Consider the following 25,284-nt stretch of genomic DNA (forward strand, 5'->3'; position numbering starts at 1 on the left):
CCCCCATGCAGCCCCAGCCGCTGAGCGACACCGAGATCGAGCTGCGCCTGCTGATGGAGGCCATCTACCTCAAGTACAGCTACGACTTCCGCAACTACACCACCGCCTCGCAGAAGCGCCGCGTGCTGTATGCGCTGGAGCAGCTCGAGCTGCCCAGCATCTCGGCGCTGCAGGACCGCGTGCTGCGCGACGCGGCGCTGTTCGGCCAGCTGCTGCAGTTCCTGACCATTCCCGTGAGCGAGATGTTCCGCGACCCGGCCTACTTCCTGGCGCTGCGCCGGCACGTGGTGCCGATCCTGCACACCTACCCCTCGGTCAAGGTGTGGGTGGCGGGCTGCAGCACGGGCGAAGAGGTGTTCTCGCTGGCCATCCTGCTGCGCGAGGAAGGCCTGCTCGAACGCACGCAGATCTACGCCACCGACATCAACCCGGCCTCGCTCGAAAAGGCGCGCCAGGGCATCTTTCCGCTCGAGGCGATCCGCGGCTACACGGCCAACTACCAGCGCGCGGGCGGCCTGAGCGCGTTCTCCGACTACTACACCGCCGCCTACGAGGCCGCGCGCTTCGACCCCTCGCTGTGCGCCGACGTGATCTTTGCCGACCACAGCCTGGCCACCGACAGCGTGTTCGCCGAGACGCAGCTGGTGTCGTGCCGCAACGTGCTGATCTACTTCAACCGCCAGCTGCAGGACCGCGCGCTCGGGCTGTTCCACGAGTCGCTGTCGCACCGCGGTTTTCTCGGCCTGGGCTCCAAGGAAAGCATCGACTTCTCGGGCTACGCCGACCGCTTCGACGCCCACGCGCGCGCCGAGCGCATCTACCGCAAGGTCGCATGAAGCGCGGCGGCACGCAGCACCGTCCGTTTCCGGTTCGCCGCGTCGAGGCCGTGGTGCTCGGCGCCTCGGCCGGCGGCATCGACGCGCTCAGTGCGGTGCTCGACGGCCTGCCGGCCAACTGGCGCATTCCGATGGCGGTGGTGCTGCACCTGCCCGAATCGCACGAGAGCCACCTGGCAGAGATCTTTGCGCAGCGCCTGCCGATTCCCGTGCACGAGGCGCTCGACAAGATGCCGCTGGTGGACGGCTGCCTGTACTTCGCGCCGCCGGGCTACCACCTGTCGATCGAACGCGGGCGCCGCTTTTCATTGAGCTGCGAGCCGCCCGTGCTGTTCTCGCGCCCGTCCATCGACGTGCTCATGGCCTCGGCCGCCGACGCCTACGGGCCGTCGGTGGCCGGCTTTCTCATGACCGGCGCCAACGAGGACGGCGCCGAAGGCCTGCTGCGCATCCACCGCGCCGGCGGACTCACCGCCGTGCAAGACCCGAAAGAAGCCCTGGTTCCCACCATGCCCCTCGCCGCCATTGCGCGCCACGCCCCCGACCACGTGCTCCGGCTGCGCGACCTGCGCATCCTGCTGCAGCTACTGGAGCCCGCCCATGCCCATTGAGGTCGAAAGCAAGCTGCTGATCGTCGACGACCTGCCCGAGAACCTGCTGGCGCTCGAGGCGCTGATCCGCGCGCCCGGGCGGCTGGTGTACCGCGCCGGTTCGGCCGAAGCCGCACTGGCGCTGCTGCTGGAACACGAATTCGCGCTCGCCATCGTCGATGTGCAGATGCCCGGCATGAACGGCTTCGAACTGGCCGAGCTGATGCGCGGCACCGAGCGCACGCGGCACATCCCGATCATCTTCGTGAGCGCCGCCGGGCGCGAGATGAACTACGCCTTCCAAGGCTACGAAAGCGGCGCGGTCGACTTCCTGCACAAGCCGCTCGATCCGCACGCGGTGGTCAGCAAGGTGAGCGTGTTCGTCGACCTGCACCAGCACCGCAAGGCGCTGCGCCACGAAATGGAATCGCTGGCCGCCGCGCACCGCAAGCAGGAAGAACTGGTGCAGCAGCTGCAGCACACGCAGCGCGAGCTGGAGCGCGCGGTGCGCATGCGCGACGACTTCATGTCGATGGTGTCGCACGAGCTGCGCACGCCTCTGAACACGCTCTACCTGGAGGCACAGCTGCGGCAGCTGCACCTGTCCAAGGGCAAGCTCGACAGCTTCTCGCCCGAGAAGCTGCCCACCATGATCGAGCGCGACCAGCGCCAGATCCGCAACATGGTGCGGCTCATCGACGACATGCTCGACGTGACGCGGCTGCGGCGCGACGCGCTGTCGATCCAGACCAAGCCGGTCGACCTGGCCGAGCTGGCCCGCGCCGTGGTAGACAACCTGCGCCACCAGGCCGAGGCCGCGGGCTGCACCATCAGCCTGGACGCGCCCCCGGCGCTGCGCGGCGTGTGGGACGAGTTCCGCATCGAACAGGTGCTGACCAACCTCCTGACCAACGCGCTGCGCTACGGCGGCGGCAAGCCGGTCGAGATGACGGTGCGCCAGGACGGCGACCACGCGGTCGTGAGCGTGCGCGACCAGGGCATCGGCATCTCGCCCGAGGACCACCAGCGCATTTTCGAGCAGTTCGAACGCACCGACGTCAGCCGCAAGCACGCGGCCGGCCTGGGCCTGGGCCTGTACATCACGCACAAGATCGTGAGCCTGCACGCGGGCCGCATCGGCGTGGAGAGCACACCGGGCCACGGCGCGCGCTTTTTCGTCGAGCTGCCGCTGCAGCCGCCGCCCGCCTCGGCCGGCACCGGGAAGTAACAAACAAGGCCCCTGTTACGGATTCCGGTAGGCACAGCGTCGATACTGCGGGATCGCAATCAATGGATGCCGAGAGAAAACAACTGTGAATGTGCTGATCGTCGACGACAACGAGGCCGCGGCCGACCTGCTGCGGGAGCTGCTGACGCTGCAGGATCACACCGCCCGCTGCACCTACACGGCGCAACAGGCGCTGGACGCAGCGGCCGGCGAGCGCTTCGATGCGGCGCTGATCGATCTCACCCTGCCCGACTTTCCGGGCACCGAGGTGGCGCGCCGGCTGCGTGCCACCGCCGCCGAAGGCACGCCGCGGCTGCTGGTGGCGATCTCGGGGTTTTCGGAGCGGGACGCGGCGAATGCGGCGCCGGGCGAGGTGCTGTTCGACCACCACCTGCAAAAGCCCATCGACATCGGGGCGCTCGAGCGCATCCTCGCGCCGGGCTGATTCGGCTCCCCTCGCCTTTCAGCGCATCGCGCGGTAGCGGTAGAGGCGAAAACCTTCCTTCTGGATGAAGCCGCTGGGTTCCCAGCCGCGTGCGAGTGCACGGTCGGTGATCTGCGCCATCTGCAGGCCGATGCTGTCCTGGAGGTTGTCCCCCACGGCCAGCTCGAACTTACGGAGTTCGCCGTCCAGGGCCTCCACCGCCGCAATGGCGGCCTCGACATCGGTGAAAGGCCGAACGCTGGTCTGCATTTTTTGTCGCTCCTTCGGCACTCTGCGCGCCTGTTGAACGATGCAAGGCAAGTGTCATGCCCCGGGCCCGAACCCTCCTGCAGGCATGAAATGAATTCTTTGATCTTACAAATGTGACTGAATGTGACGTTTTCGTCAGAGTTCACGCCAAGAATTGGCATGCCTGCAAGCTTGCGGATCGCCGGTCAATCGCGGTCGTCATCGTCGTCATCATCGTTCGGCGCACGGTAGGGATACCCGGGACCGTAGTACAGGCGCCCGCGCGGCGGGACGTAGATCGGGGCCGGCCGGTAGTACACGGGCGGCGGCGGACGGTAGTAGGCCCGCGGCGGTGGCGGTTCGTAGTAGATCGGGGCCGGGTACGCATAGACGGGCGGCGGCACGTAGTACGGCGGCGCATAGACCGCGCCGGGCGTGCCGATCTGCACCGACCAGCTCGTGCGCGCGCTGGCGGCACCCGTGGCGAGCAGCGCGCCGGCCGCGATCGCGGCGACGGCGGCCCATCTGAAAACAGAAGAATCACTTGGGGAATGCATGGTGGCTCCAGGCCTGGCGCGAACGGCGCCGGCGTGGTCCTGCAACGCCACATGTCCCCGCGTGGTGCACCTCGCAGCGCACCAGCTGGTTGCCAAACGTGAACGGGATTTTCAGTCGGCCTTCAGTTCACGATGGCCCGGCGCGACAGCATCACGTCGTCGCCCGTCGTGTTGAAGGCGATGGTCGGCGCGCTGAAATCGCTCAGCGGCGCGCCCAGGCCGATCTCGCCGCGGCCGTGCAGCACGCACTCATCGCGCCGCAGCGCGATCTCGTGGCTCGGCCCGCCGTTGCCATGAAAGCGCACCCAGGTGCCGTAGGTGCTGACGTCGATCAGCACGCAACTGCCCTGCCGCTCCTCGATGCGCGCATGCAGCCGCGACACGCGCGGGTCGTTGACCACGAACTGCGCGTCGCCCACGCGACCCAGGTGGATGGGCAGCTGGTCGATGCGGAACATGGAGCGCACATCGAGCCATGCGAGTTCGATGCGGCCGAAGGTGGAATCGGGCAGGCGCGCCGGCAGCAGCGCGGCCGGCACGGTGAGGAAGCTGGTCAGGTCTTCCTGCCAGTCGATGCGGTGGACGATCGACATCTCGGTGCGCCCGCGGATGCTGATCGGCCCGAGGTCGCGGTGCTGCACCGCGCCCTCGTGCAGTTGCTGGATCACCGCCTCGGTGACCCAGATCTGGCCCGGCCCGGCCAGGTCGCTCAGGCGCGAGGCCAGGTTGACGGCGTCGCCGAAGCAGTCGCCCTCGACCTCGACCACGTCGCCGCTGGCCACGCCGATCTGCAGCGCCATGCGCAGCGGCACGGGCCAGCCGGCCAGGCGTTTCTGGTGGTAGCGCTGCAACTCGATGACCGCGTGCGTGGCGGCGGCGCCGCTGGTGAAGATGGCGAACACGCCGTCGCCGAGCGATTTCACGACCCGGCCGCCGTGGGCCTCGCACACGCGTCCGATCCATTGAGTCAGCCGCGTCACGGTCTCGGTGGCACGTGCATTCCCCATGGCCTCGAAGACCCTGGTACTTCCGGTCAAGTCCGCGAAAACGACTGTGGAATTGACACCCATACTGTTTTTTCTTGGCGGCAAGCGCTGGTTATGTTGCTCTGGACCTTTCGCCGCTCCTGCGAGAAGTTTCCCCGACATGCGCCTTCACATGCAAGGAACGATCCGCAGAAGCTTCTTGTTGACGCTGCAGCGACAGGGCCAGCTTGGCGCATCGTGCAGATGAATGCCAAAGTTTTTTAATACTTTTGCGCTCAAAATTCAAATGACAACAAAAGAGACCGCTAAAGCTTGTTGTTTGCAAACAAGAAACGGTGTTTCACATCTTGTGTCCCGGCGAACTGAGGCTTAAGGTAGCGACCGTCTCAGCTCCCGGCAATACGCTTTTCGTGACATGCTGCTCTTTCGCCGCCTTTTTCAGCTCCTGAACGTACCCGGCCTGGGCTCGCGGCAGGTTGCGGAAAGTCAGCTCGGGCGCATCCGCACGGCGATGCTGTCGGTGCTCCAGGGCCGCGGTGGCCAATCGATCCAGCGTGTCAGCCAACGCGTGCGCTTTGCGGTCGATGTCGAGACCCTCTGGTACCTGCGTCAGGACGTGATGGTCGCGCTGAGCGCCATCGACGGCGAATCGGCCGCGCGGCGCCAGATGAAAGAAATCAACAGCATGTTCAAGGGCGGCCTGCCCGGCTCGATGGGCCCGCGCGTCCATCAGCGTTTCACCAACCAGTGATGTCCTGATTGGCCGGCGTCGCAGCGGCACCGGTGGCCGCCTGCGTGCTGGCTCAATGGTCGTGGCCGTGATGGTCGTGACCGTGGTGCGCATGGTCATGGTGGCCGTGCCGATGGCCCCACACCAGGAACACGTCGCGCCCCTCGGCGGCCAGCGCCACCTTCGCCCCCACCGGCAGCAGCACCTTGGTCTGCACATGCCCGAACGGCAAGCCGGCAATCACCTGCACCTTCTTCAGGCTTGAACGCAGCCGGTCGATCACCGTGTTCATGCCGAAGCCGCGGTCGTAGCCGGCGATGTTGCGCACGCCCGTGAACTGGCCGAACACGACGGCCTTCTGGCGCGCCAGCACGCCCGCGAGCTTCAGCTGGTCGAGCATGCGTTCGACGCGGTACGGGTGTTCGTTGGTGTCTTCGATGAAGAGCACGCCCTTGTCGACCACCGGGAAGTACGGCGTGCCCAGCAGGCTGGTCAGCACGCAGAGGTTGCCGCCCCAGAGCACGGCGTCCTCGATCGGCTTGACCTTGAGCTCGGCGTCGCGCGCCGGCATGCGCCAGCCGGTGCCCTCGCCCTGCCCGCTCAACAGGTCGTCGAAGCAGGCTTCCATGATGTCGTCGGCACCACCTTCGGCGCCGAAGTCTTCGCCGACCGCCGGGCCCGACCAGGTGACGGCGCCGTTCTTGGCCAGCAGTGCGTTCTGCAGGGCCGTGAAGTCGCTGCAGCCGACGAACTCGGTGCCCTTGTCGATGGCCTTGGCCAGCGCCTTGTACGGCAGCGCGTCGAGGATGCGCGTGAGGCCGTAGCCGCCGCGCGCGATCAGCGCCACGTCGGCGCCGCTGGCGGCTGCGCGCGAGATGGCGGCAAGCCGGGTGGCGTCGTCGCCCGCGAAACGCTGGTGCGCCGAGAGCGCGGCTTCATCGACTTCGACTTCATGGCCCAGGGCCTTCAGCCGCGCCACGCCGCGCCGGAAGGCGGCCTTGTCGCGAATGGCACTGGAGGGGGAATAGATGTAGATATGTTTGGACGTCACGTCGTCGAGTATCCCATTGCGTCCCGGAGCTGCCGGGCCAGGGTGGCGGCCTGCGCGGTGGTCGGCCCGCCCGATGCGGCACGCGGACCGAGCGCGCGCAGCGCGGCCTCGTAGCCCCGGTCGGGGAACGGCGCGCGCCAGGCGTCCTTGGCGCGAACGCCGCTGTCGGGGGCAGCGAGCGTCGCGGTGAAGCGGCCCGGCACCGCGGTTTGCAGCAGCGCGGCCAGTTCTCCGCCTGCCTCGCTGTGCACCAGCGCAAGCGGCTCGGGATGCACCTGGTCGAGCCACGCCAGCAGCACGTCGCGGTGCCATTCGAGCCGGTGCGTGGCTTCGCGCTTGGGCTTGTCGCTCTTGCCGAAGCCGATCAGGTCGGGCACCAGCGTGCGCAGGCCGGGCGCGCCGACGAGGTGGCGGAAGAAGTAGCCCCACTCGCCCGGGCCATGCAAGCACAGGCAATCGGCCACGCGGCCATCGCTGCCGGCCGGGCCGGCTTCGTCGATCCAATGCAGCCGCCAGCCTTGCAAGATTGGCAGGTCCTGGGCGTGATGCGGCGCGAATTCGAAATCGGTGAGCGCGGCAAAGCATTCGGCAGGCGTGCGCAAGGCGTCGTCACGCAGCGGCTCGGCCTGCGCGCGCGCGACGCTGCGGCGCTGCTGGAAGAAGCGCTGCAGCAACGCACTGCAGTCGTCGGCCAGCACGCCGCCTTGCACGCGCGTGTGGTGGTTCAGCTTCGGCTCGGCGAAGAGATCGAGCACCGAGCCCGCGGCACCGGTCTTGGGGTCGGCCGCGCCGAACACCACGCGCGCCAGCCGCGAATGCAGCATCGCGCCCGCGCACATCGCGCAGGGCTCGAGCGTGACGAACAGTTCGCAGCCGTCGAGCCGGTAGTTGCCGAGCGCGGCGGCGCCGGCGCGCAATGCGTTGATCTCTGCATGTGCGCTCGGGTCGTGCTGCGCCACCGGCGTGTTGCGGCCGGTCGCGATGACCCGGCCGTCCTTCACCAGCACCGCGCCCACCGGCACCTCGCCCGCGTCGGCCGCACGCTGCGCTTCCTGCAGCGCGAGCGCCATCCAGTGCGCGTCCGATGTCGATGCGGCCGGCTCAGTTGTCATCGGGCATCTTGCGGGCCTGGGCCGCGGCGTCGAGGGCGTCCTTGACCTGTTGCTGGACCTGCTGCGCCTGCGTGCGTGCATCGACCGCCGCCGGCGCAGATGCGCCAGGTGCGGCCGGTTGTTTGGCGATGGCGGTGCGCGACAGCTGCTGCTTCGCCAGCAGGCCGACGACCACCAGCGCGAGCACGAGGCCGATCAATCCGAACATCCGCATCTCAGCGCGCCTCCGGTGCGACGGCCATGCCGAGCCGGTCCATCCACACGGCCAGCGCCTGTTCGTCGGCCGAGCCGGCGCTGTAGACCTCGCGCATCGCCGCGTGCGATTCGGGCCGGTGCTGGTTGAGCTTGATCTTGCATTGCAGCGCCGTCACGTGCAGCTCGAAGCCCATGATGCCGGCCAGCATCTTGCGCTGGAACTCCTCGCCGAGGTCCTTCCATTGCTGGGCGTAGGCCGGCTCGTGGTCGCCGATGAGCTTCTTGAGCAACGCGTCCTTGGCCTCGGGCGTTTCGACGAGCCGGGCTTCGACGGTGCAATGGACCGCGAGGTAGTTCCACGTCGGCACCCGCGCCAGGTCGGGATAGACCGAAGGCGACAGGTAGGCGTGCGGGCCCTGGAACACCACCACCGCGCGCGGCCGCGCCTGCAGGTAGCGCCAGTGCGGGTTGGGCTTGGCGCAGTGGCCCAGCAGCACCAGCGCATCGCCCTCGCGCTGCTCGGCCACGATGGGCAGGTGCGTGACGAAGGGCAGGCCCTCGTCGTCGTTCGAGATCAGGTTGGCAAAGGGGTGGTCGCGCATGAGGCCCAGCGCGACGGCCGGGTCCTTGGCGTTGAACTGCGGAGGCATGTACATGGGGCGGGTTCCTCGTGGGGAGGTCCGATTGTCCCCGAGTCGCCCCGGCTTTCGGTGCTGTAGGCTACTTGGCGCGTGCCGCTTCGAGCTGCTTCACCATCGCGGTGTAGCCGCGCGCCTTTGCGAGCTGCAGCGGCGTGAGGCCCTGGCGGTCGGCCAGTTGCAGGTTGGCACCGCCGGCGATCAGCGCGGCCAGCGTGCGCTGGTGGCGGGCGCCACCGTCGCCGAGCACGATCGACTCGATCACCGCCGTCCAGTGCAGGTTGTTGACATGGTCCAGCGGCGCACCCGCTGCGACCAGCCGGCGCACGACCTCGTCGTGCCCCAGGTGCGCGGCGGCGATCAATGCGGTGCCGTCGTAGCGGCTGGTGACCTGCCCGGGCTTGGCGCCCAGTTGCAGCAGCAGCGTGAGCGTGGTCACGTCGTCGGCCACGGACGCGATGGTCACGGCGTCGTAGCGGTCGTCTTCGAGCAGGTCGATGTTCGCGCCCGCCTTGGCGAGCAGCGTCACGGCGTCGCGCTGGCGCGCGTAGGTGGCGACCTGCAGCGGCGTGCGGCCGCGTGCGTCGCGCACATCGAGGCTGGCGCCGGAGGCGATCAGGCTCTTGAGCTTGGGCAGGTCGCCGTGCCAGGCGGCGCGGTGCAGGCCCTCGTAGGCCAGCACTTCGGCGGCCAGCGGCGGCACCTGGGCCGCCGCGCCGGGCGCGGCGCTCCAGCCGATCGCGGCGGCGAGCACCGCCGACCAGAGACCGCGCGCCGTCATCAGAGCTGGCCCTTGACCTTCTCGAGCGCGGCGTTGGCGCACTGCTCGTCGAGGTGGCCGCCGGGCGCACCGCCCACGCCCACGGCACCGATCACTTCGTTGCCCGACTTGATCGGCACGCCGCCGCCCAGCAGCAGGAAGCCCGGCAGGTACACGAGGTTGGCGGCGCCGGGGTTCTTCTGGGCGCCTTCCATCATGGCTTGCGTGGGGCTCTTGGCCGAAGCCGAGGTCCAGGCCTTGCGTTCGCTCGACGACAGCGTGTGCGGGCCGGCGTTGTCGGCGCGCTGCACGGCGCGCACGGTGCCGGCGCGGTCGACCACGGTGGCGGCCACGTTGTAGCCGTTGGCGGCGCAGGCGGCCACGGTTTCTGCGGCGATCTGGTTGGCCAGTGCGAGCGAGATGTTCTTCTCGGTGCGAACAGCGGGGGCCGGCGTCTGGGCCTGGGCGACGGAAGCAGCGAGCAGAACGGCGAGGCCGCCAACGCGGATGATCGATTGCATGTGTTGTTTCTCCAGTGATGAGAGGGTTCGTGCCGGCCTGTGCCGACCACGGTGTCACTGTAAAAAATACGGTCCGCTGCAACCATTCGTACGGCTACGCCCGGCACTCCGTAGAACTACGGAGCGCCCTCTTCTCCCGCATCCGACGCCAGCACGGCATAGCGCCGGATCAGCTGCGCCAGCGAGTCGCAATCGAGCTTGGCGAACAGGTTGGCGCGGTGGGTCTCGACGGTGCGCGGCGACAGCGCCAGCACACGCGCGATCTCCTTGTTGGTGAGCCCCTGCACGATGAAGGCCAGCACCTCGCGCTCGCGCTCCGACAGCTGCGCCACCCGCTCGCGCGCGGCGTTGTCGGCCTGCGAGCGCTCGCGCGTGCGCACATGCTGGCGCACGGCCTGCTGCAGTGCTTCGAGCAGCTGCTCGTCGTCCACCGGCTTCTCCAGGAACTCGGCCGCGCCGGCCTTGAAGGCGCGGCGGCACATCTCGACCGTGCCGTGACCGGTCAGCATGATCACAGGCTGGTCGACGCCCTGCGCCACCAGCCGGTCAAGCACCGTGAGGCCGCTGATGCCGGGCATGCGCACGTCCAGCACGATGGCGCCGACGCTCGCGCGGTCGAAGCCGTCGATGAAGGCCTGCGGATCGGCCCAGCCCTGCACGCGCAGGCCGACCGTGCCGATCAGCAGCGAGAGGCTGTCGCGCACGGCCTGGTCGTCGTCGATCAGGTGGATCAGGGGCGATTGCGGCTGGTCGGCGGTGGTTGGCGTGGTCATGTCGAAGGTGCCACCAGCGGCAGCAGCAAGGTGAAGCGCGCACCGCGCGGCGAGGCATTGGCGGCGCTCAGGCTGCCGCCCATGCCGCTGGCCAGCGTTTCGCTCAGGCTCAGGCCGAGGCCCAGGCCGCCTTCGCGCGTGCTGAAGAAAGGTTCGAACAGGCGCGGCAGCGCCTCGGGTGCGATGCCGCGGCCGTTGTCGGTGACGGTCAGCACGCCCTCCTCGCCGTTGCGCCCGACCGAGACCACGAGGCGCCGCTCGGCCGCGGGCACGAGGTCCAGCGCCTGCATCGCGTTCATCAGCAGGTTGTGCACGATCTGCTCCAGCGCCACGGCCTCGGCCTGCACGCGCACGGGCGCCTGCGCGCTGGCGTCGAACTGGGCCGCCACGCCGTGGCGCGCGAACTCGGGCGCCAGCAGGTGCATGGCGCTGCGCACCACCTCCTGCAGCACCAGCGGCTTCACGTCGCCACCGGCCTCGGGGCGCTCGATCACGCGGCGCAGGCGGCCGACCACGCCGGAGGCACGGCGGGCCTGCTCGACGGCCTGTCCCATCGCGTCGCGCGCGGTGGCGAGGTCGGGCGGGTCGTCGTCGAGCAGGCGGCGCGCGGCCTGGGCGTTGGCCAGCACGGCCGTGAGCGGCTGGTTGAGCTCGTGCGCCAGCCCGGCCGACAGCTCGCCCAACGCATTGAGCCGCGCGACCTGGCCCAGGCGCAGCAGCTCTTCGGCGCGGCGCCGTGCGATGCGCTGGCGTTGCGCGGCCCACAGGCCCGCCAGCAGCAGCGCCATCGCCACCGCCCAGCCGCCGATGGTGCGCCACGGCAGCTCGGCCCAACCGACCTGGCGCTCGGCCACCAGCTCGAAAGGCTGACTCGGCGACGCCAGTTCCTTGCTCAGGCTGTAGCGCCATCCATGCGCGGCCGATTGGCCGTGTTGCAGCACCAGTTGCTGGCCGTCGCGCTGCAGGACCAGGCGCACGGGACTGCGCTGCGGGTTCATCGGCCAGTCGCGCCAGGGCACCGAGCCGACGAGGTCGATCTCGAGCGCGTAGCTCAGCGGCTCCGAGCCGATCACGAGCTGGTAGCGGCCATGCGGCAGATCGAGCACGGCCAGGTCGGCGCGGCGTTCGGCGCGCGAGCGGGCCTCGGCGGCGGCCAGCGCGTCGGCGTGCGCGGCATCGGGCCAGGGCTCGTCGGCCGCGCGCCGCTGCACGCGCAGGATCGACGAATACACCGACGGCAGGCGCCGCTCCGGGTAGTCGGCGCCGGCGTTGGGCTCCAGCAGCGCGAGCGTGGCCAGCACGGCGTCGTACTGCACCACCTGCTGGCTCATGAGCCGGTGCGCGATGCGCGCGTCGGTCTCGAAATCCTGCTGGAGCCGGGTCAGCTCGGCGCGCGCGAACCACACGGCGCCGGCGGCCGTGAGCACCAACCAAGCCAGCCACCAACCGCCCCGCGTACGCAACCACTGTGTCATGGCGCGGATTGTGCCCGGCGCCGACGGGCCTCCCCGCTTGGCCGAAAATGCCGACCCAGACATGGCTGACGTGCAGGACTCCCTCTTTTCCGACCTCCCCGAACTTCCGCGCCCGGCCGAAGCGGCCGACGCGCCGGCGCCTTCGCCGAAGAAATCGCGCGGTGCCACCGTGAAGCCGGTGGCCCCCGACGCGGCGCTGGTCGCTCTCGCCGCCGAGTTGCCGCCGCAGCTGCGCCTGGGCACCTCGTCGTGGAGCTATCCGGGCTGGGCCGGCCTGGTCTGGGACGGCGACTACGCCGAAACCGTGCTCTCGAAGAACGGCCTGTCGGCGCTCGCGCAGCACCCGCTGCTGCGCACCGTGAGCCTGGACCGCAACTTCTACCGCGCCCTCACCGCCAGCCAGTACGCGCGCTACGCGGCCATGGTGCCCGACGACTTCCGCTTCGTCGTGAAGGCCCCGAGCCTGGTGACCGACGCCACCGTGCGCGACGAAAGCGGCCGCGGCACGCAGGCCAACCCGGTGTTCCTCAGCCACGAGATCGCGCTGCAGGAGTTCGTGCAGCCGGCGCTCGACGGGCTGGGCCACCGCATCGGCGCGCTGGTGTTCCAGCTGAGCCCGATCCCCGCGCACCTGCTGGCCGACCAGCCCGCGCTGATCGCCCGCATCGGCGCGATGCTGGCGGCGATGCCCGACCTGAAGCCCATCGCGCCCGACGCCGTGCTCGCGGTCGAGGTGCGCGACCCGCAGCTGCTGTGCCCCGCCTTCGCCGACATGCTGCGCAGCGTGGGCGCGACCTTCTGCATGGGCCTGCACGCGAAGATGCCGCCCATTGAGGACCAGCTGCCGATGCTGCGCGCGCTGTGGCCCGGGCCGCTCGTGTGCCGCTGGAACCTGCACCGCCGCCACGGCCGCTTCGGTTATGAAGACGCCGAAAAACTCTACGGCCCTTTCGACAAGGTGCTCGACCCCGACCCCGAAACCCGCGCCGCGCTGGCCAAGGTGATCGCCGGCACCACGGGCGCCGGGCAGAACGCCTTCGTCACCGTGAGCAACAACGCCGAAGGCTGCGCGCCGCTGACCATCGCGTCGCTGGCGCAGGACATCGTCGACCGGATCTCCCGCTAGGACGCACGCCATGCATTCGATCTCGTTCCGCCCGCTGCACGCCACGGATTTCGCGATGCTCCACGACTGGCTGTGCCGCCCGCACGTGGCCGAATGGTGGACGCCGGTGCCGACGCTCGCCGAGGTCGAGGCCGACTTCACGCCGATGCTGGCGCCTGACTCGCCCGACCGCGGCTACATCGCGCTGTACGACGGGCAGCCTTTGGGATTCATCCAGTCGTACGTCGTGATGGATTCGGGCGACGGCTGGTGGGAAGACGAGCGCGACCCGGGCGCGCGCGGCATCGATCAGTTCCTGGCTCAGGCGGACCAATTGAATCGCGGACTCGGCAGCGCGATGGTCCGCGCCTTCACGGACCAGCTGTTCGCCGACCCGGCCGTGACGCGCATCCAGACCGATCCGTCGCCGCGCAACGCCCGCGCGATCCGCAGCTATGCCAAGGCTGGCTTCCGTGCGCTGGGCGAGGTGGTCACGCCCGACGGGCCCGCGCTGCTGATGGTGCGCGAGCGCGGCGACTAAGTCGAAGACGGTGCGGCCTCGAGGTCGCACCACATGTGGACCTTCGACGAGAACACGCCATCGAGCACGGTGGCCATCGGCTCGACGCCGAAGACCTGGAAGCCGCAGCGCTCGTACAGCGCCTGCGCCGGGCGATTGCCTTCGGTCACTGTCAGCTGCACCACACGCGCGCCGTCGAGCGCGCGTGCATGCGCGAGCAGGGCCTCCACCAGCTGCCGACCGGCGCCCGCGCGCCGTGCCGATTCCGCCACCACCATGCCGAACAAGCTCGCCTTGTGGCGCGTGCGCTGCCGTGATTCGCGGCCCAGCCCCGCCGCGCCGATCAGCGCGCCGGCGGCATCGAAGGCGCCGTACACCACCTCGGCCGCATCGGCGTCCGTGCGCAGGCGCGTCTCCCACCAGGCCGGCGGCAGGCTGGCGCGCTCCTCGACCGTGGAGGTGAACGCCTCGGGGTGCCGCGCGTAGGCGTCGAGCATCAGCGCGCGGTAGGCCGACGCGTCGGCGGGAACCAGCCGGCGAACGGTAGGAGCGGCTTCAGAAACGGGCACAGACGGACTGCCTTTCCTGCAACACCGCCTCTTGCGCGAAGCGCTGGCGGTAGGTGTGGATCAACGCGGCGATGGCCGCGTCGGCCTTCGCGTCGCGCGGGTGCAGCAGCACGACCAGCTTCGAGGGCTCGCGCACCACCTGCCCCAACGTGCTGCGCCACTGGCCGGCGGCGTCGAGCACGGTGAAGCCTTGCGGAAAGGCCGGTGTCACGCGGGTGTCGAGAAAGTCGGCCCAGTCGGCGTCGGACACCTGACCGCCCGTGGGGATGGCGCGGCCAAAATAGAGGGTGTCGCGCTCGAAGGCTTCGAAGCCCGCGGCGCAGTGGCCCGGCGGCCCCGCGGCGCAACCTGCAAGCACCACAGCGGCCAGCGCGCTCGCCATGCCTGCGCGAGACAGCCTGTGGCGTGCGACGCGGTTCATGCCGGCCCCCCCGGTCGTTCAGGCCTCGGGCGCGATCGACTCGGCGTACTCGTACAGCGCGCCCAGGATTTCCTCGCCGCGCTCGTCGGCGTTCTCGGACAGCGCATCGACTTCGCTGAACAGCGCCTCGATGGTGCGCGCCCCGCCCTCGCCCTTGAACAGGCGCGCCACGCGCAGCGCTTCCCAGCGCTCGGCTTCTTCCTCGTTCAGCGATTCGGGCCAGTTGCGTGCGCGGTAGCGGAAGAGGATCTCTTCGAGCCGCCCGTCGTCGAAGGCCACGCGCTCCTTGGCGAGCCCCTCGGGCGACAGGCCGCGCAGCTGGTTCAGGCGACGGCGATCGCCGTTGCCGACAAAGCCGCCGTAGAGGTCTTCATCGACATCGGGCGTCGCCTCCTTCGGGCGGGAAAAAACCTGCGACCAGATGGCGCTCATGTCGGGCAGGTCGCGCGCGATGGCGGCGTGGCGCATGGCGGTGTCCATGTCGACGCCCCAGCGCTCGGCCATGGCCGGTGCCAGCGTGCGCAGGTTGCCGACCACCATCGGCGACTTGTTCAGGTGCACGCTCTTCATCGGCAGCCGCGTCATGCCTTCGGGCAGATCGGCGGTGCGCGTGAACAGGCGCAGGCGCAGCGTCTCGGCGTCGAGGTCGCGCAGCTCGCTCGGGTCTTGCGACAGGTCCCAGGCCAGCAGCTCGTTCTTGTTGGTCGGGTGGCTGGCCAGCGGCCACATCACGGCCAGGCAGCCGCGCTCGACCGGGAACATGCCCGACACATGCAGGAAGGGCTTAGCGGTCTCGCGCATCGCGGGCAGGCCGAGTTCCATCGCCACGCGGTCCTTCTTGTGCAGGCCGAAGGCGAAGTCGAAGAGCTTGGGCTGCTTGTCGCGGATGAGCCGCGCCAGCGCGATGGTGGCGCGCACGTCGGACAGCGCATCGTGCGCCGACTCGTGCAGCAGGCCGTTGGCGCGCGCCAGGTCTTCGAGCTTGAAGCTGGGCTTGCCGTCTTCCTTCTTCGGCCACTCGATGCCGTCGGGGCGCAGCGCATACGTGAGGCGCACCACGTCGAGCAGGTCCCAACGGCCGCAGTCGTTCTGCCATTCGCGCGCATACGGGTCGATGAGGTTGCGCCAGAACAGGAAGCGCGTGACCTCGTCGTCGAAGCGGATGGTGTTGTAGCCCACGCCGACGGTGCCGGGCTGCGAGAAGGCTTGCTCGATGTGCGCCGCGAACTCGTGCTCGGGAATGCCGCGCTCCAGGCAGACCTGCGGCGTGATGCCGGTGATCAGGCAGGCCTCGGGGCTGGGCAGGTAGTCGGGCGCGGGCTTGCAGTAGATCATCAGCGGCTCGCCGACTTCGTTGAGCTCGGCGTCGGTGCGGATGGCCGCGAACTGCGAGGGACGGTCGCGGCGCGGCACGGCGCCGAAGGTTTCGTAGTCGTGCCAGAGAAAGGTGTGGTTCATTCAGAGCAAGGGAGAAAACAGTCGCGCAATGGCATCGCCGAGGCGGCGCCAGAAAGTCTGCGGGCGGTGGGCGCGCACCGCGCCGGAGCTGTGCAGGTCGGTTTCGAACTGCGCCGCCAGCGGCTGGGTCAGCGCGGGCCCGTAGACCACGGCGCAGACCTCGAAGTTGAGCCGGAAGCTGCGGTTGTCGAAATTGGCGGTGCCGATCATCGCGCAATGGTCGTCGACCACCAGCGTCTTGGAGTGCAGCATGCGCTCCTTGTACTCCCAGATCTTGACGCCGGCGGCGATCAGCTCGTCGAAGTACGAACGCGCGGCGGCGCTCACGATGGCCGAGTCGCTGCGGCGCGGCACGAGCAGCCGCACGTCGACACCGCGCAGCGCCGCGCTGGTCAGCGCCATCAGCGCGGGCTCGCCCGGCACGAAGTACGGCGTGGTGAGCCAGGCCCGGCGCGTGGCCGAATGGATGGCCTCGACGTGCATGCGGTGGATGGCCTCGAAGGCGTTGTCGGGGCCGCTGGTGACGATCTGCACCGGGATGTCGCCCGCTTCCACCTGGGGCAGCAGCGCGTCCAGCACGGCGTCGGAGCGGTGCTGCTTTTCGCCGGTGGCGTAGCTCCAGTCCTCGAGGAAGGTGGTCTGCAGCCAGCGCACCGCACTGCCTTCGATGCGCACATGCACGTCGTGGTACGCGTCCTTGGGGTTGGTGCGCTTGTCTTCCTCGTCGGTGATGTTCACGCCGCCCGTGAAGCCCACGCGGCCGTCGCACACCACGATCTTGCGGTGGGTGCGGTAGTTGGTCACGGGGCGCAGCCGCCGGCCGATCTTGGTGTCGTGGAACAGCGCCACCTCCACACCCGCCGCGTGCATCGGCGCCATGAACTTGCGGCCGATGCGCTTGGAGCCGAGCGCGTCGAGCAGCAGGCGCACCCGCACGCCGGCCTGTGCGCGCTCGACCAGCAGGTCGCGCAGCGCGGTGCCGATGCGGTCGGGCTCGAAGATGTAGTACTCGAGGTGGATGTGGTCACGCGCCGCGCGCACGGCCTCGAAGATCGCGTCGAAGGTGCGCGCGCCGCCCGAGAGCAGCTCGACGCCCGTGGCGCTCGACACCGGCAGGCCGCAGGCGGCGGTGCCCAGTCGGGCCATCTGCTGCAGTGCCGGCGGCGCATGCTGCGAGGCGTCACGCAGCCGCGCCAGGTCGGCCTGCGCATGCGCGTTCGCGCGGTTGCGCAGGCGCTTGAGCCGCTGCTTGCGCAGCCGCTGCGGCCCCAGGAAGTAATAGACGATGAAGCCCGCGAACGGCAGCAACGCCAGCGACAGGATCCAACTCATGGTGGACACCGGCGCGCGCTTTTGCATCACGATCCAGATCGACAGCACGGCGATGTAGCCGCTCCACGCCAGGGAGAGGCCGGTTTTCCATTCGTGGCTGAGTTCGGGGAGGATCAAGGCAAAAGCGGTTGAAGGCGGAGTGTTTTCGGCCGGCCCAAAGAAAAAGGCCAGCAGCGAATGCTACCGGCCTTTGACTTCGCTCCTCAGAGAGGCGGGATCAGCCCGTGGCGGCTTCCTCGGCTTCGGGCTTCGATTTGCCTTCCTTCTTCGGGATCGGCTGGATGTCGAGCAGCACTTCGTCCTTCTCGTCGAGGTCGACTTCGAGGCGACCGCCGTCGGTCAGGCGACCGAACAGCAACTCGTCGGCCAGCGCACGACGGATCGTGTCCTGGATCAGGCGCTGCATCGGGCGTGCGCCCATCAGCGGATCGAAGCCCTTCTTCGCCAGGTGCTTGCGCAGCTTGTCGGTGAAGGTGACCTCGACCTTCTTCTCGCTGAGCTGGGTTTCCAGTTGCAGCAGGAACTTGTCGACCACGCGCAGGATGACCTGTTCGTCGAGCGCCTTGAAGTTGACGATGGCGTCCAGACGGTTGCGGAATTCAGGCGTGAACAGGCGCTTGATGTCGCCCATTTCGTCGCCGGCCTGCCGCGCGTTCGTGAAGCCGATGGTCGCCTTGTTCATGGTCTCGGCACCCGCGTTCGTCGTCATGATGATGATGACGTTGCGGAAGTCGGCCTTGCGCCCGTTGTTGTCGGTCAGCGTGCCGTGGTCCATGACCTGCAGCAGCACGTTGAAGATGTCCGGGTGCGCCTTCTCGATTTCGTCGAGCAGCAGCACCGCGTGCGGCTTCTTCGTGACAGCCTCGGTCAGCAGACCGCCCTGGTCGAAACCGACGTAGCCCGGAGGCGCGCCGATCAGGCGGCTCACCGCGTGACGCTCCATGTACTCCGACATGTCGAAGCGGATCAGCTCGATGCCCATGATGTAGGCCAGCTGCTTGGCCGCTTCGGTCTTGCCGACGCCCGTGGGGCCGGAGAACAGGAACGAGCCGATCGGCTTGTCGCCCTTGCCCAGGCCCGAGCGTGCCATCTTGACCGCGGAGGCCAGCACTTCGAGTGCCTTGTCCTGGCCGAACACCACGCTCTTGAGGTCGCGCTCGATCGTCTGCAGCTTGCTGCGGTCGTCGTTGCTGACGTTGGCCGGGGGAATGCGCGCGATCTTCGCCACGATTTCCTCGACCTCGGTCTTGCTGATGGTCTTCTTGCGCTTGCTCGGCGGCAGGATGCGCTGGGCGGCACCGGCTTCGTCGATGACGTCGATCGCCTTGTCGGGCAGATGACGGTCATTGATGTACTTGGCACTGAGCTCGGCCGCAGCCTGCAGGGCCGCCACGGCGTACTTCACGCCATGGTGTTCCTCGAAGCGCGACTTCAGACCCTTGAGGATGTCGACGGTTTCCTGCACCGACGGCTCGACCACGTCGACCTTCTGGAAACGACGCGACAGGGCCGCGTCCTTCTCGAAGATGCCGCGGTATTCCGTGAAGGTGGTCGCGCCGATGCACTTGAGCTGGCCGCTGGAGAGCGCCGGCTTGAGCAGGTTCGACGCATCGAGCGTGCCGCCCGAGGCTGCGCCCGCACCGATCAGGGTGTGGATTTCATCGATGAACAGGATGGCGTTCGGCTTGTCCTTGAGCGACTTGAGCACGCCCTTCAGGCGCTGTTCGAAGTCACCGCGGTACTTGGTGCCGGCCAGCAGCGCGCCCATGTCGAGCGAGTAGACCTGCGCCTCGGCGAGGATCTCGGGCACGTCGCTCTGGGTGATGCGCCATGCCAGGCCTTCCGCGATCGCGGTCTTGCCCACGCCGGCCTCGCCCACGAGCAGCGGGTTGTTCTTGCGCCGGCGGCACAGGATCTGGATGACGCGCTCGACCTCGTATTCGCGGCCGATCAACGGATCGATCTTGCCGTCCTTGGCGAGCTGGTTGAGGTTTTGCGTGAACTGCTCGAGCGGCGAGGCCTTCTCGTTGCGTTCGCCGCCGCCCTCTTCGCCTTCGCCCTGAGGGGCTTCGCCGCTGCCCTTGACGGCTTCCGGCGGATCGCTCTTCTTGATGCCGTGGGCAATGAAATTGACCACGTCCAGGCGGGTGACGCCCTGCTGGTGCAGGTAGTACACGGCGTGCGAATCCTTCTCGCCGAAGATCGCGACCAGCACGTTGGCGCCGGTGACTTCCTTCTTGCCGTTGCCGGTGGACTGCACGTGCATGATGGCGCGCTGGATCACGCGCTGGAAACCCAGGGTGGGCTGGGTGTCGACATCATCGGTACCCGCCACTTGCGGCGTGTTGTCCTTGATGAAGTTGGTGAGCGACGCCCGCAGGTCGTCGACGTTCGCCGAGCAGGCGCGCAGAACTTCCGCGGCGCTCGGGTTGTCCAGCAAAGCGAGCAGCAGATGTTCCACGGTGATGAACTCGTGGCGTTGCTGCCGGGCCTCGACGAAGGCCATGTGCAAGCTGACTTCCAGTTCCTGGGCAATCATGTGATTTCCTTTTGCCTTGCTGTAAATAAGTTCTCAGATGGGTTGGAGCGCGTGCAATTCAACTGGTTCACGCGACCGGTTCGCTGACACATTGCAGCGGGTGCCCTGCCTGCTGCGCGGCCTCCATCACCTGATTGACCTTGGTGGCCGCCATGTCGCGGGAATAAACCCCACAGACACCCCGGCCATCGAGGTGGATCTTGAGCATGATCTGGGTCGCCGTTTCTCGGTCCTTGCTGAAGTATTCCTGCAGGATGACGATCACGAACTCCATCGGCGTGTAGTCGTCGTTCAGCATGACGACCTGGTACATCTGGGGCGGCGCCGTTTTTTGCGGGCGGCGCTCCAGAACGACCGAATCTCCGTCGTCGCCCGCCGGTTTCTGCGCCGGTGGGGTGCTGGGAGTTTTGGGAATTCTCGTTGCCATGAAAAAGATTCTATAGAGCGTGCAAGCACCGTGCCGACGCCAACAGACTTGGTGACGCCTATTCGACAAATCAAGAGGCATGCGTCGTGTACGACAGCACGAAGACAGACGTAAAAAAACCGGCAGGTTGCCGGTCTTTTTTACAGATTGCGCAGAACAGGACCTTTGGGCGCCGGCAATTTCCGGCCCGGCACCCGGGTCGGCACCGGCAGATCGGGCGGCAAGGCGTCAATTTCTTCGTCGGTGAGTTCGCGCTCGGGGGCCGACTCTGCTTCCTCGTGAACGGCGGCGGGCAGCGTGAACGGGACTGGCGAGTTCTGCAACTCCGAATCCTCGTGCAAGGCCGGTACTGGTGGCAATGGTCTCGGCCGCTGCGGGGGTGAGGGTGCAACGGGCGGCGCAACCGGCCCTCCTCTTCTGCCCGTCAAGGTGGGGAGCGCTGGCGACAGCGCCAGCCATTCAGCCAGCCGCCGCGCATCCTGCTCTGCCTGCCACCGCGTCAGGGCCAAGTGTTGCGCTTTCTGATGTGCGGTCTGTTGCTGCTCGAGCAGCGCCAACTCGGCGCGGATCGCCAGCCGCATCTGTTCGCGCTCCGAATCCGAGGCAAGGCGCTGCGCGTCGAGTTGCCTGCCGAGCCTGTGCGAGAACACCCAGAGACCCAGCAAGGCGCCGGCGGCGCCGACCGCGAAGCAGACGACAAGGAAATTGGCCTGGATCAGCGTCACAGCGAAGCCTCCTCGTCGGCATCCCATTTGCGCAGCAGATCAAGTGGAATGGCATCGGCCACCTGGGAAAACCGCAGGCCGGTCATGCGTTCGGCCTGCTTGAGCAACACGGCGACAGGACTGCTCGGTTCGTGGTTCTCGAACCATCGGCGGGCCTTGCGAATGTCATGCAGGATGTCGTCGCGTGTCGCCAGGCCCTCACCGGCTGGCGTGCTTGCCGGCCATGACGGAAGCGGGTCAGGCCTTGTTGCGGCCGCGGCAGGCGGCGCCGATGACCCGGTTCGCTGGAACGGGGCCAGCAACCGCACCAGCGGATGCAGTGGAGGCGCGTCCGGCCCCAGGTGCTGGCCAGCCCAGGCGACGATCTGCGCCGCCGCCTCGGCCGCTTGCGCCAACAGGCGCAGCGGCGCCTGGTCGTCGCCCGACGCGGCGGCCGCGAGGTCCGCCAACTGCTGCGCCATGGCCTCGGGACTGGCTGCATCCAGGGCCCGCGGCATTGCAAAAGCGCGCTCGACTTCACGCACCGTCAGGTGCCGCGCGGCATTGGCGGCAATGACCACTTCGCGCACGTCGCTCAACAGGCCCTCCGGATCGGCCAGCGCAGCAAGCGCATTGGCACGCACGGCCGGGTCGCGCTCGCCTTCGATGACCAGCTGGGGATGCACCGCTTCGGGCCAGGTCCGGAGCGCCTCGACCAGCAGCACCAACGACTGCGCAAGCCCTGCCGCCTGCGCCAACCGGGTGCGTGCGCGGCACAGCCAGACAAAGAGATTGATGTCCCGGGTCCGCAACAACAGCCGGCGGCAGTCCCGTTCGATCTCGGCCCAGTTCGGCGCGTCGGGGGCTCCGACGAACTGCCCGTATTGCGCATCGCCACGCGGGGACATGCGCGCCAGCAGAACGGCGTACTCGGCGTCGTACTCCAGGCTGGGGCCGCATGGCGCTGTCGCGCTGAAGGGGGATAGCCGGTCGCCCGCCTCGATGCGGGCGCGCGTGGCGTAGGCGGTGGGCTCGGCGTCGGTGTGGATGGGAGCGGTCATGGAGCAGGTTTCTCGAAGGGAAAAATTCAGCGTGCTGCCGTCGCCTGGCCGTGATGGCGCGAGCCGATGTACGCCTCGGGCTCGAACACCATGCCGACGGTGTAGCCGGGCGTCGAACGCGGCGCATCGACGGCAGGCCGCCCGTCTTCCGCGCGGCCGGAACCGCCGAGCCAGGTAGACCACCCGAGCTTTTCGGCATCGTCGAGCCGTGCCGGCGGGGTGCTGTCGTTGCGCACACGCAGTTCCACCTCCCAGACGAATTCGTAGCCGACAAAGCCGCGCACCCATTCGACGAGCAAGCCCAGGTCTTGCCCCTGAGGGGTGAAACGCAGGTACTGCTCCAGGCTCAGCGGGCCGAGCACGAGCCGGAACTTGTTCTGCCGGTCGGCCACGACCTCCCCCGCCATGGCCCCGACGCCCATGATGCTGGAGGTCCGCGCGCGCCCCAGGTGGCTCTGGTCTTCGGGATCGATCCGGATCCAGTGGCGCACGAATTCCTGCAGCTGCACGGGCACGGTGAAAAAGTGCGCCAGCGTGGCGGCCAGCCCGTCGGGATTGCGGGCTTCGCGGGCCAGGTGGGTCGAGGCCGCCAACCGGGCGTGCGCGGGCAGCACCGAATCGCGGATCTCGAGCGGGTCGTGCCCCGTCAGGCGTGCGATGTAGCGGCTGAACGCCTCGTCCTCCGACCGGTCGAGCCCGGCAGCGGCCTGTCCTTGCGCCCACGCCCGGTACATGTGCGTCAGGTAGCGGTGATGGAACAGGTCGAGAAAGTCCGCGAGGGTGCTGTCGTTGTGGTTTTCCGTGCGGTCTCGCACCAGTTCGGTGTAGTGCAGCGACAACGGGCCGTTGGGGCCCAGGAGCCCGAGGCCGTACAGGCGCACGACCGGCAGCATCGGGTTGTTGCCGGACCGCGTCGGCGACGCCCCCGGCACCCGGCGCTCCGACTCGCCGGGCAGCACCACGCTGGCAATTTCGCGCGGCGCGAAGGTCAAGGCTGCCGCCTGCCCCAGCCGGAACGGCTCCTGCTGAGGGCGCCTGGCCAAGCCGACGGGGGGATGCTGCAGGTGGGACGCGCCGAAGCGCCTCAACAGGGACAGGAAGCCGAACCTCCACGGCGCACGCCGCAATCGTCCCAGCATGTCTTGAAGCGTCCCGACGGGAGCGGCCTCCGGGGATTTCGTCATGGCTTCCCCTCGCCTTCGTCGCTGCCCACGCGGTGCGACGTTGTCGACCCCAGGTGAAGATGGCTGTCAGGCGACAGGTCGTGGTGCTCTTGCCGTGTCAGGCTGGGCAATGGCGCACGGCTGTCGCGCGCCAGTTCCGGGGCGAACAGCCCCAGCACGTCCTCGGGCACCTCCTGGTCGAGCAAGCCTGATCTCACGAGGGGCTCGAAGTCTTCGATGATCCGGTCGATGCCCTCGCGCGGCAGCAGGATGTCGCGCAGCAACGGGTACGGCTCGGCCTGCCGACGCAAGTCGTCGAGCGTGGGCGCGGCTTCGTTGCCCGATGCCAGCAGGCCCTCCCAGTCGACACGCCCCGAGAGTTGAGCGGGATCGCGCACGACGCGGACGAACTCCTCGTGCAGTTCGTCGAGCAGGCTGGCCGGGCGGCCATCGCCACGGGCCGGCGGGCTTGCCGGGCGCGCCGCAGGTCGTGCTTGCGCAGCCACGGGGGCATCACCGAGCAGCCCCGCCAGGACATCGGCAACGGGCGACGGCTGCGCCCCTGCGATGTCGAGAACGCCGAAGGGGTTCGCCAGCACATCCACGTGTTCGTCGCGCTCGCCGCCCTCCGGACGGTCGTTGAAGGCCAGTACACGCAGATCAAAGGGCGACGCGTCGGACGCGGGCGTGTGCGACGCCGCGCCCCGGTCGGCATCGGCGGAAGCGCGCCGGCCAGGCGCCTGCGTGCCCGGCTTCCTCACGTCGGCCGGAGCGCCTTGCTCGACCGTGAAACGCAACAGCCCGAGTTCCAGCGTGTCCCCCGGCGCGACCGGCACGCTCGCTCCTGCGGGCACGCGCTCGCCCCGACACACGCACATCAGCGTGTGGCTGCTGTTCGTCAAACGCCATTCCCCCGCACTCTCGCTCCATGCGATGCGACACAGATTGGCCGCGCGCCATTGCGCTTCGCTCTGACGCTCCCCACACAGCTGGAGCGCATCGGCCATGCCGGCGCCGGAGGGAGGGATCGACAACGCGCCACGCCGTGGCTCGCCGTTGCTGTGCGTGAGTTGCAGGCGCAACGGGGTCTTTTCGGGGTCGCCTTCCCCTGTCTCCATGCGGATCATGGTGCGTCCCCCCACAGCTTCTGCAGCCGGTTGGCCGCCCCGATGAAGCGCCCTTGCGCGTCCTGCTGCCAGAACGCCATTTCCGCTCGGGCTCCCTGCAGCCGGTTCGGCCAGTCAGCCCATGGCAGAAAGCGAACGCCTTGCAGCGCCGCGGCGGGATCGTCCGGCAGCGCGGGCCCCGCCCAACGTTCGAGCAATGCCTGCATCTGCCGGCGCCGATGCGCGCGGTTGCTCTCGTCCTTCAATGCCGCACGCCCGTCCTGCGACGGTTGCGCGCGCCACAGCGCCCGCACCGTGCGCTCCAGCACGCGCAGATCGGCCGCCCCCTGGACACAGGCATGACGGGCCACGGCACGCGCAAGCCAGAACTGCCAATCCAGGGGCTCCTGCACCTGAGCGCCGAAATGCGCCTGCGTCCAGCGCGGATGCGCCAGTTGATAGACGAGCAACGGGTGGCGCCGACCCACCTTGTCAACGGAGGGCGCGATCACGCCCAGCACGAAGCGCCGCCGCGCGAACGCCAGCGTTCCTGGCGGAAGCACGAAGGCGACGGGAATCGCCATGGCACGTGCAGAGGCGTCAGCCCCGGCATGGCGGCACTGCTGGGCCAGCCAGGGCATCCACGCGTCCGGCTCTCCGTGGCGGACGCCGCTGCGAACGAAATCCGCATGACCGGGAAGTTTTCCCCAGATGGCGGGCGGGGTGACGTGCCACGCGGCACGCAGCATGCTCC

29 protein-coding genes are annotated in these 25,284 nt (G+C 68.7%); 7 read left to right on the plus strand and 22 right to left on the minus strand.

The genetic code is table 11. The features are described from left to right. The first annotated feature begins 5 nt into the window (after positions 1 to 5). From AC57B8_RS25995 to AC57B8_RS26010, 4 genes are all read left to right on the plus strand, one after another. Entirely contained in the window at positions 6 to 836 is an 831-nt protein-coding gene (locus tag AC57B8_RS25995; RefSeq protein WP_062480071.1) for a CheR family methyltransferase, read from the plus strand. Next, on the plus strand, positions 833 to 1,447 hold the full coding sequence (locus AC57B8_RS26000) for a chemotaxis protein CheB (protein WP_095947690.1): 615 nt from the start codon (positions 833 to 835) through the stop codon (positions 1,445 to 1,447). The genes AC57B8_RS25995 and AC57B8_RS26000 overlap by 4 nt, the downstream gene beginning before the upstream one ends. Continuing rightward, a complete protein-coding gene (locus tag AC57B8_RS26005) occupies positions 1,437 to 2,654 on the plus strand; it encodes a hybrid sensor histidine kinase/response regulator (protein ID WP_496481185.1) in 1,218 nt (405 codons plus the stop codon). The genes AC57B8_RS26000 and AC57B8_RS26005 overlap by 11 nt, the downstream gene beginning before the upstream one ends. Positions 2,655 to 2,739: 85 nt before the next feature. After that, positions 2,740 to 3,099 carry a response regulator gene (locus AC57B8_RS26010; RefSeq protein ID WP_070060569.1) on the plus strand — a complete coding sequence of 120 codons (360 nt, stop codon included), beginning with the start codon at positions 2,740 to 2,742 and terminating at the stop codon, positions 3,097 to 3,099. A gap of 18 nt (positions 3,100 to 3,117) precedes the next feature. Here AC57B8_RS26010 and AC57B8_RS26015 read toward each other — a convergent pair whose 3' ends face one another. The 3 genes from AC57B8_RS26015 to AC57B8_RS26025 form a co-directional block, all read right to left on the minus strand. Next, complete coding sequence (locus AC57B8_RS26015) at positions 3,118 to 3,348, minus strand: hypothetical protein (protein ID WP_070060568.1); 231 nt, start codon at positions 3,346 to 3,348, stop codon at positions 3,118 to 3,120. Positions 3,349 to 3,533: 185 nt separating this feature from the next. Beyond that, positions 3,534 to 3,884: a hypothetical protein gene (locus AC57B8_RS26020; RefSeq protein ID WP_307583582.1), complete on the minus strand. Its 351-nt coding sequence runs from the start codon at positions 3,882 to 3,884 to the stop codon at positions 3,534 to 3,536. A 122-nt stretch (positions 3,885 to 4,006) separates the two neighbouring features. Then, complete coding sequence (locus AC57B8_RS26025) at positions 4,007 to 4,954, minus strand: adenylate/guanylate cyclase domain-containing protein (RefSeq protein ID WP_062480056.1); 948 nt, start codon at positions 4,952 to 4,954, stop codon at positions 4,007 to 4,009. 331 nt (positions 4,955 to 5,285) lie between these two features. On the opposite strand from AC57B8_RS26025, the gene AC57B8_RS26030 reads away from it, so the two are divergent. Continuing rightward, positions 5,286 to 5,621 carry a hypothetical protein gene (locus AC57B8_RS26030; RefSeq protein WP_062480058.1) on the plus strand — a complete coding sequence of 112 codons (336 nt, stop codon included), beginning with the start codon at positions 5,286 to 5,288 and terminating at the stop codon, positions 5,619 to 5,621. 52 nt (positions 5,622 to 5,673) lie between these two features. On the opposite strand, the gene AC57B8_RS26035 is transcribed toward AC57B8_RS26030, so the two are convergent. From AC57B8_RS26035 to AC57B8_RS26070, 8 genes are all read right to left on the minus strand, one after another. Beyond that, entirely contained in the window at positions 5,674 to 6,651 is a 978-nt protein-coding gene (locus tag AC57B8_RS26035) for an LD-carboxypeptidase (protein WP_495304826.1), read from the minus strand. Next, positions 6,648 to 7,763, minus strand: coding sequence for a tRNA adenosine(34) deaminase TadA (tadA, locus tag AC57B8_RS26040; protein WP_496481186.1), 1,116 nt, complete (start codon positions 7,761 to 7,763; stop codon positions 6,648 to 6,650). Before tadA ends, AC57B8_RS26035 begins: the two co-directional genes overlap by 4 nt. Next, positions 7,753 to 7,971 carry a hypothetical protein gene (locus AC57B8_RS26045; protein ID WP_370681691.1) on the minus strand — a complete coding sequence of 73 codons (219 nt, stop codon included), beginning with the start codon at positions 7,969 to 7,971 and terminating at the stop codon, positions 7,753 to 7,755. The genes tadA and AC57B8_RS26045 overlap by 11 nt, the downstream gene beginning before the upstream one ends. A gap of 7 nt (positions 7,972 to 7,978) precedes the next feature. Then, positions 7,979 to 8,614, minus strand: coding sequence for an FMN-binding negative transcriptional regulator (locus AC57B8_RS26050; protein ID WP_492696098.1), 636 nt, complete (start codon positions 8,612 to 8,614; stop codon positions 7,979 to 7,981). Between the two features lie 64 nt (positions 8,615 to 8,678). Then, positions 8,679 to 9,377: an ankyrin repeat domain-containing protein gene (locus AC57B8_RS26055; RefSeq protein ID WP_070060562.1), complete on the minus strand. Its 699-nt coding sequence runs from the start codon at positions 9,375 to 9,377 to the stop codon at positions 8,679 to 8,681. Beyond that, positions 9,377 to 9,877, minus strand: coding sequence for a GlcG/HbpS family heme-binding protein (locus AC57B8_RS26060; RefSeq protein ID WP_056581174.1), 501 nt, complete (start codon positions 9,875 to 9,877; stop codon positions 9,377 to 9,379). The genes AC57B8_RS26055 and AC57B8_RS26060 overlap by 1 nt, the downstream gene beginning before the upstream one ends. Before the next feature lie 116 nt (positions 9,878 to 9,993). Continuing rightward, positions 9,994 to 10,650 (minus strand): response regulator transcription factor, encoded by a 657-nt coding sequence (locus AC57B8_RS26065; RefSeq protein WP_095745220.1) that lies wholly within the window; start codon positions 10,648 to 10,650, stop codon positions 9,994 to 9,996. Next, the gene (locus AC57B8_RS26070; protein WP_496481187.1) at positions 10,647 to 12,125 is read right to left on the minus strand and encodes a sensor histidine kinase; all 1,479 of its coding nucleotides are present in this window, start codon (positions 12,123 to 12,125) and stop codon (positions 10,647 to 10,649) included. Before AC57B8_RS26070 ends, AC57B8_RS26065 begins: the two co-directional genes overlap by 4 nt. A 61-nt stretch (positions 12,126 to 12,186) precedes the next feature. On the opposite strand from AC57B8_RS26070, the gene AC57B8_RS26075 reads away from it, so the two are divergent. Together AC57B8_RS26075 and AC57B8_RS26080 are read left to right on the plus strand one after the other, a co-directional pair. Further along, complete coding sequence (locus tag AC57B8_RS26075) at positions 12,187 to 13,251, plus strand: DUF72 domain-containing protein (RefSeq protein ID WP_496481188.1); 1,065 nt, start codon at positions 12,187 to 12,189, stop codon at positions 13,249 to 13,251. Positions 13,252 to 13,261: 10 nt separating this feature from the next. After that, positions 13,262 to 13,771 carry a GNAT family N-acetyltransferase gene (locus AC57B8_RS26080; protein ID WP_496481189.1) on the plus strand — a complete coding sequence of 170 codons (510 nt, stop codon included), beginning with the start codon at positions 13,262 to 13,264 and terminating at the stop codon, positions 13,769 to 13,771. Here AC57B8_RS26080 and AC57B8_RS26085 read toward each other — a convergent pair. From AC57B8_RS26085 to tagF, 11 genes are all read right to left on the minus strand, one after another. After that, the gene (locus tag AC57B8_RS26085) at positions 13,768 to 14,319 is read right to left on the minus strand and encodes a GNAT family N-acetyltransferase (protein ID WP_496481190.1); all 552 of its coding nucleotides are present in this window, start codon (positions 14,317 to 14,319) and stop codon (positions 13,768 to 13,770) included. The genes AC57B8_RS26080 and AC57B8_RS26085 overlap by 4 nt on opposite strands. After that, entirely contained in the window at positions 14,306 to 14,740 is a 435-nt protein-coding gene (locus AC57B8_RS26090) for a DUF3574 domain-containing protein (protein WP_496481191.1), read from the minus strand. Before AC57B8_RS26090 ends, AC57B8_RS26085 begins: the two co-directional genes overlap by 14 nt. A gap of 18 nt (positions 14,741 to 14,758) precedes the next feature. Further along, positions 14,759 to 16,198 (minus strand): exodeoxyribonuclease I, encoded by a 1,440-nt coding sequence (gene sbcB, locus AC57B8_RS26095; RefSeq protein ID WP_496481192.1) that lies wholly within the window; start codon positions 16,196 to 16,198, stop codon positions 14,759 to 14,761. Beyond that, entirely contained in the window at positions 16,199 to 17,647 is a 1,449-nt protein-coding gene (gene cls / locus AC57B8_RS26100; protein WP_062471451.1) for a cardiolipin synthase, read from the minus strand. Between the two features lie 100 nt (positions 17,648 to 17,747). Further along, positions 17,748 to 20,069 carry an ATP-dependent Clp protease ATP-binding subunit ClpA gene (clpA, locus tag AC57B8_RS26105; protein ID WP_496481193.1) on the minus strand — a complete coding sequence of 774 codons (2,322 nt, stop codon included), beginning with the start codon at positions 20,067 to 20,069 and terminating at the stop codon, positions 17,748 to 17,750. A gap of 67 nt (positions 20,070 to 20,136) precedes the next feature. Next, complete coding sequence (gene clpS, locus AC57B8_RS26110) at positions 20,137 to 20,496, minus strand: ATP-dependent Clp protease adapter ClpS (protein ID WP_062471456.1); 360 nt, start codon at positions 20,494 to 20,496, stop codon at positions 20,137 to 20,139. A 140-nt stretch (positions 20,497 to 20,636) separates the two neighbouring features. Beyond that, positions 20,637 to 21,221 carry a hypothetical protein gene (locus tag AC57B8_RS26115; RefSeq protein WP_496481194.1) on the minus strand — a complete coding sequence of 195 codons (585 nt, stop codon included), beginning with the start codon at positions 21,219 to 21,221 and terminating at the stop codon, positions 20,637 to 20,639. After that, positions 21,218 to 22,261: a type VI secretion system protein TssA gene (locus tag AC57B8_RS26120; RefSeq protein WP_496481195.1), complete on the minus strand. Its 1,044-nt coding sequence runs from the start codon at positions 22,259 to 22,261 to the stop codon at positions 21,218 to 21,220. Before AC57B8_RS26120 ends, AC57B8_RS26115 begins: the two co-directional genes overlap by 4 nt. A 26-nt stretch (positions 22,262 to 22,287) precedes the next feature. After that, positions 22,288 to 23,445, minus strand: a complete 1,158-nt coding sequence (gene tssG / locus AC57B8_RS26125; protein ID WP_496481196.1) for a type VI secretion system baseplate subunit TssG — start codon at positions 23,443 to 23,445, stop codon at positions 22,288 to 22,290. Next, positions 23,442 to 24,551, minus strand: a complete 1,110-nt coding sequence (locus AC57B8_RS26130; RefSeq protein WP_496481197.1) for a TagK domain-containing protein — start codon at positions 24,549 to 24,551, stop codon at positions 23,442 to 23,444. Before AC57B8_RS26130 ends, tssG begins: the two co-directional genes overlap by 4 nt. Further along, positions 24,548 to 25,279 carry a type VI secretion system-associated protein TagF gene (gene tagF, locus AC57B8_RS26135; RefSeq protein WP_496481198.1) on the minus strand — a complete coding sequence of 244 codons (732 nt, stop codon included), beginning with the start codon at positions 25,277 to 25,279 and terminating at the stop codon, positions 24,548 to 24,550. Before tagF ends, AC57B8_RS26130 begins: the two co-directional genes overlap by 4 nt. Positions 25,280 to 25,284 lie beyond the last annotated feature (5 nt).

This window comes from Variovorax sp. BGA-UO-ETr-C22 (assembly GCF_059567965.1).

Bases quoted from the DNA above. Each gene is read 5' to 3' on its own strand.
- AC57B8_RS25995 (WP_062480071.1), top strand. From the start codon at position 6: ATGCAGCCCCAGCCGCTGAGCGACACCGAGATCGAGCTGCGCCTGCTG.
- AC57B8_RS26005 (WP_496481185.1), top strand. From the start codon at position 1,437: ATGCCCATTGAGGTCGAAAGCAAGCTGCTGATCGTCGACGACCTGCCC.
- AC57B8_RS26060 (WP_056581174.1), bottom strand. From the start codon at position 9,877: ATGCAATCGATCATCCGCGTTGGCGGCCTCGCCGTTCTGCTCGCTGCT.
- AC57B8_RS26030 (WP_062480058.1), top strand. From the start codon at position 5,286: ATGCTGCTCTTTCGCCGCCTTTTTCAGCTCCTGAACGTACCCGGCCTG.
- AC57B8_RS26070 (WP_496481187.1), bottom strand. From the start codon at position 12,125: ATGACACAGTGGTTGCGTACGCGGGGCGGTTGGTGGCTGGCTTGGTTG.
- AC57B8_RS26090 (WP_496481191.1), bottom strand. From the start codon at position 14,740: ATGAACCGCGTCGCACGCCACAGGCTGTCTCGCGCAGGCATGGCGAGC.
- AC57B8_RS26120 (WP_496481195.1), bottom strand. From the start codon at position 22,261: ATGACCGCTCCCATCCACACCGACGCCGAGCCCACCGCCTACGCCACG.
- AC57B8_RS26015 (WP_070060568.1), bottom strand. From the start codon at position 3,348: ATGCAGACCAGCGTTCGGCCTTTCACCGATGTCGAGGCCGCCATTGCG.
- tadA (WP_496481186.1), bottom strand. From the start codon at position 7,763: ATGACAACTGAGCCGGCCGCATCGACATCGGACGCGCACTGGATGGCG.
- AC57B8_RS26055 (WP_070060562.1), bottom strand. From the start codon at position 9,377: ATGACGGCGCGCGGTCTCTGGTCGGCGGTGCTCGCCGCCGCGATCGGC.
- clpA (WP_496481193.1), bottom strand. From the start codon at position 20,069: ATGATTGCCCAGGAACTGGAAGTCAGCTTGCACATGGCCTTCGTCGAG.
- tssG (WP_496481196.1), bottom strand. From the start codon at position 23,445: ATGACGAAATCCCCGGAGGCCGCTCCCGTCGGGACGCTTCAAGACATG.
- AC57B8_RS26000 (WP_095947690.1), top strand. From the start codon at position 833: ATGAAGCGCGGCGGCACGCAGCACCGTCCGTTTCCGGTTCGCCGCGTC.
- AC57B8_RS26020 (WP_307583582.1), bottom strand. From the start codon at position 3,884: ATGCATTCCCCAAGTGATTCTTCTGTTTTCAGATGGGCCGCCGTCGCC.
- AC57B8_RS26025 (WP_062480056.1), bottom strand. From the start codon at position 4,954: ATGGGTGTCAATTCCACAGTCGTTTTCGCGGACTTGACCGGAAGTACC.
- AC57B8_RS26045 (WP_370681691.1), bottom strand. From the start codon at position 7,971: ATGTTCGGATTGATCGGCCTCGTGCTCGCGCTGGTGGTCGTCGGCCTG.
- AC57B8_RS26130 (WP_496481197.1), bottom strand. From the start codon at position 24,551: ATGATCCGCATGGAGACAGGGGAAGGCGACCCCGAAAAGACCCCGTTG.
- sbcB (WP_496481192.1), bottom strand. From the start codon at position 16,198: ATGAACCACACCTTTCTCTGGCACGACTACGAAACCTTCGGCGCCGTG.
- clpS (WP_062471456.1), bottom strand. From the start codon at position 20,496: ATGGCAACGAGAATTCCCAAAACTCCCAGCACCCCACCGGCGCAGAAA.
- AC57B8_RS26050 (WP_492696098.1), bottom strand. From the start codon at position 8,614: ATGTACATGCCTCCGCAGTTCAACGCCAAGGACCCGGCCGTCGCGCTG.
- AC57B8_RS26080 (WP_496481189.1), top strand. From the start codon at position 13,262: ATGCATTCGATCTCGTTCCGCCCGCTGCACGCCACGGATTTCGCGATG.
- tagF (WP_496481198.1), bottom strand. From the start codon at position 25,279: ATGCTGCGTGCCGCGTGGCACGTCACCCCGCCCGCCATCTGGGGAAAA.
- AC57B8_RS26065 (WP_095745220.1), bottom strand. From the start codon at position 10,650: ATGACCACGCCAACCACCGCCGACCAGCCGCAATCGCCCCTGATCCAC.
- AC57B8_RS26075 (WP_496481188.1), top strand. From the start codon at position 12,187: ATGGCTGACGTGCAGGACTCCCTCTTTTCCGACCTCCCCGAACTTCCG.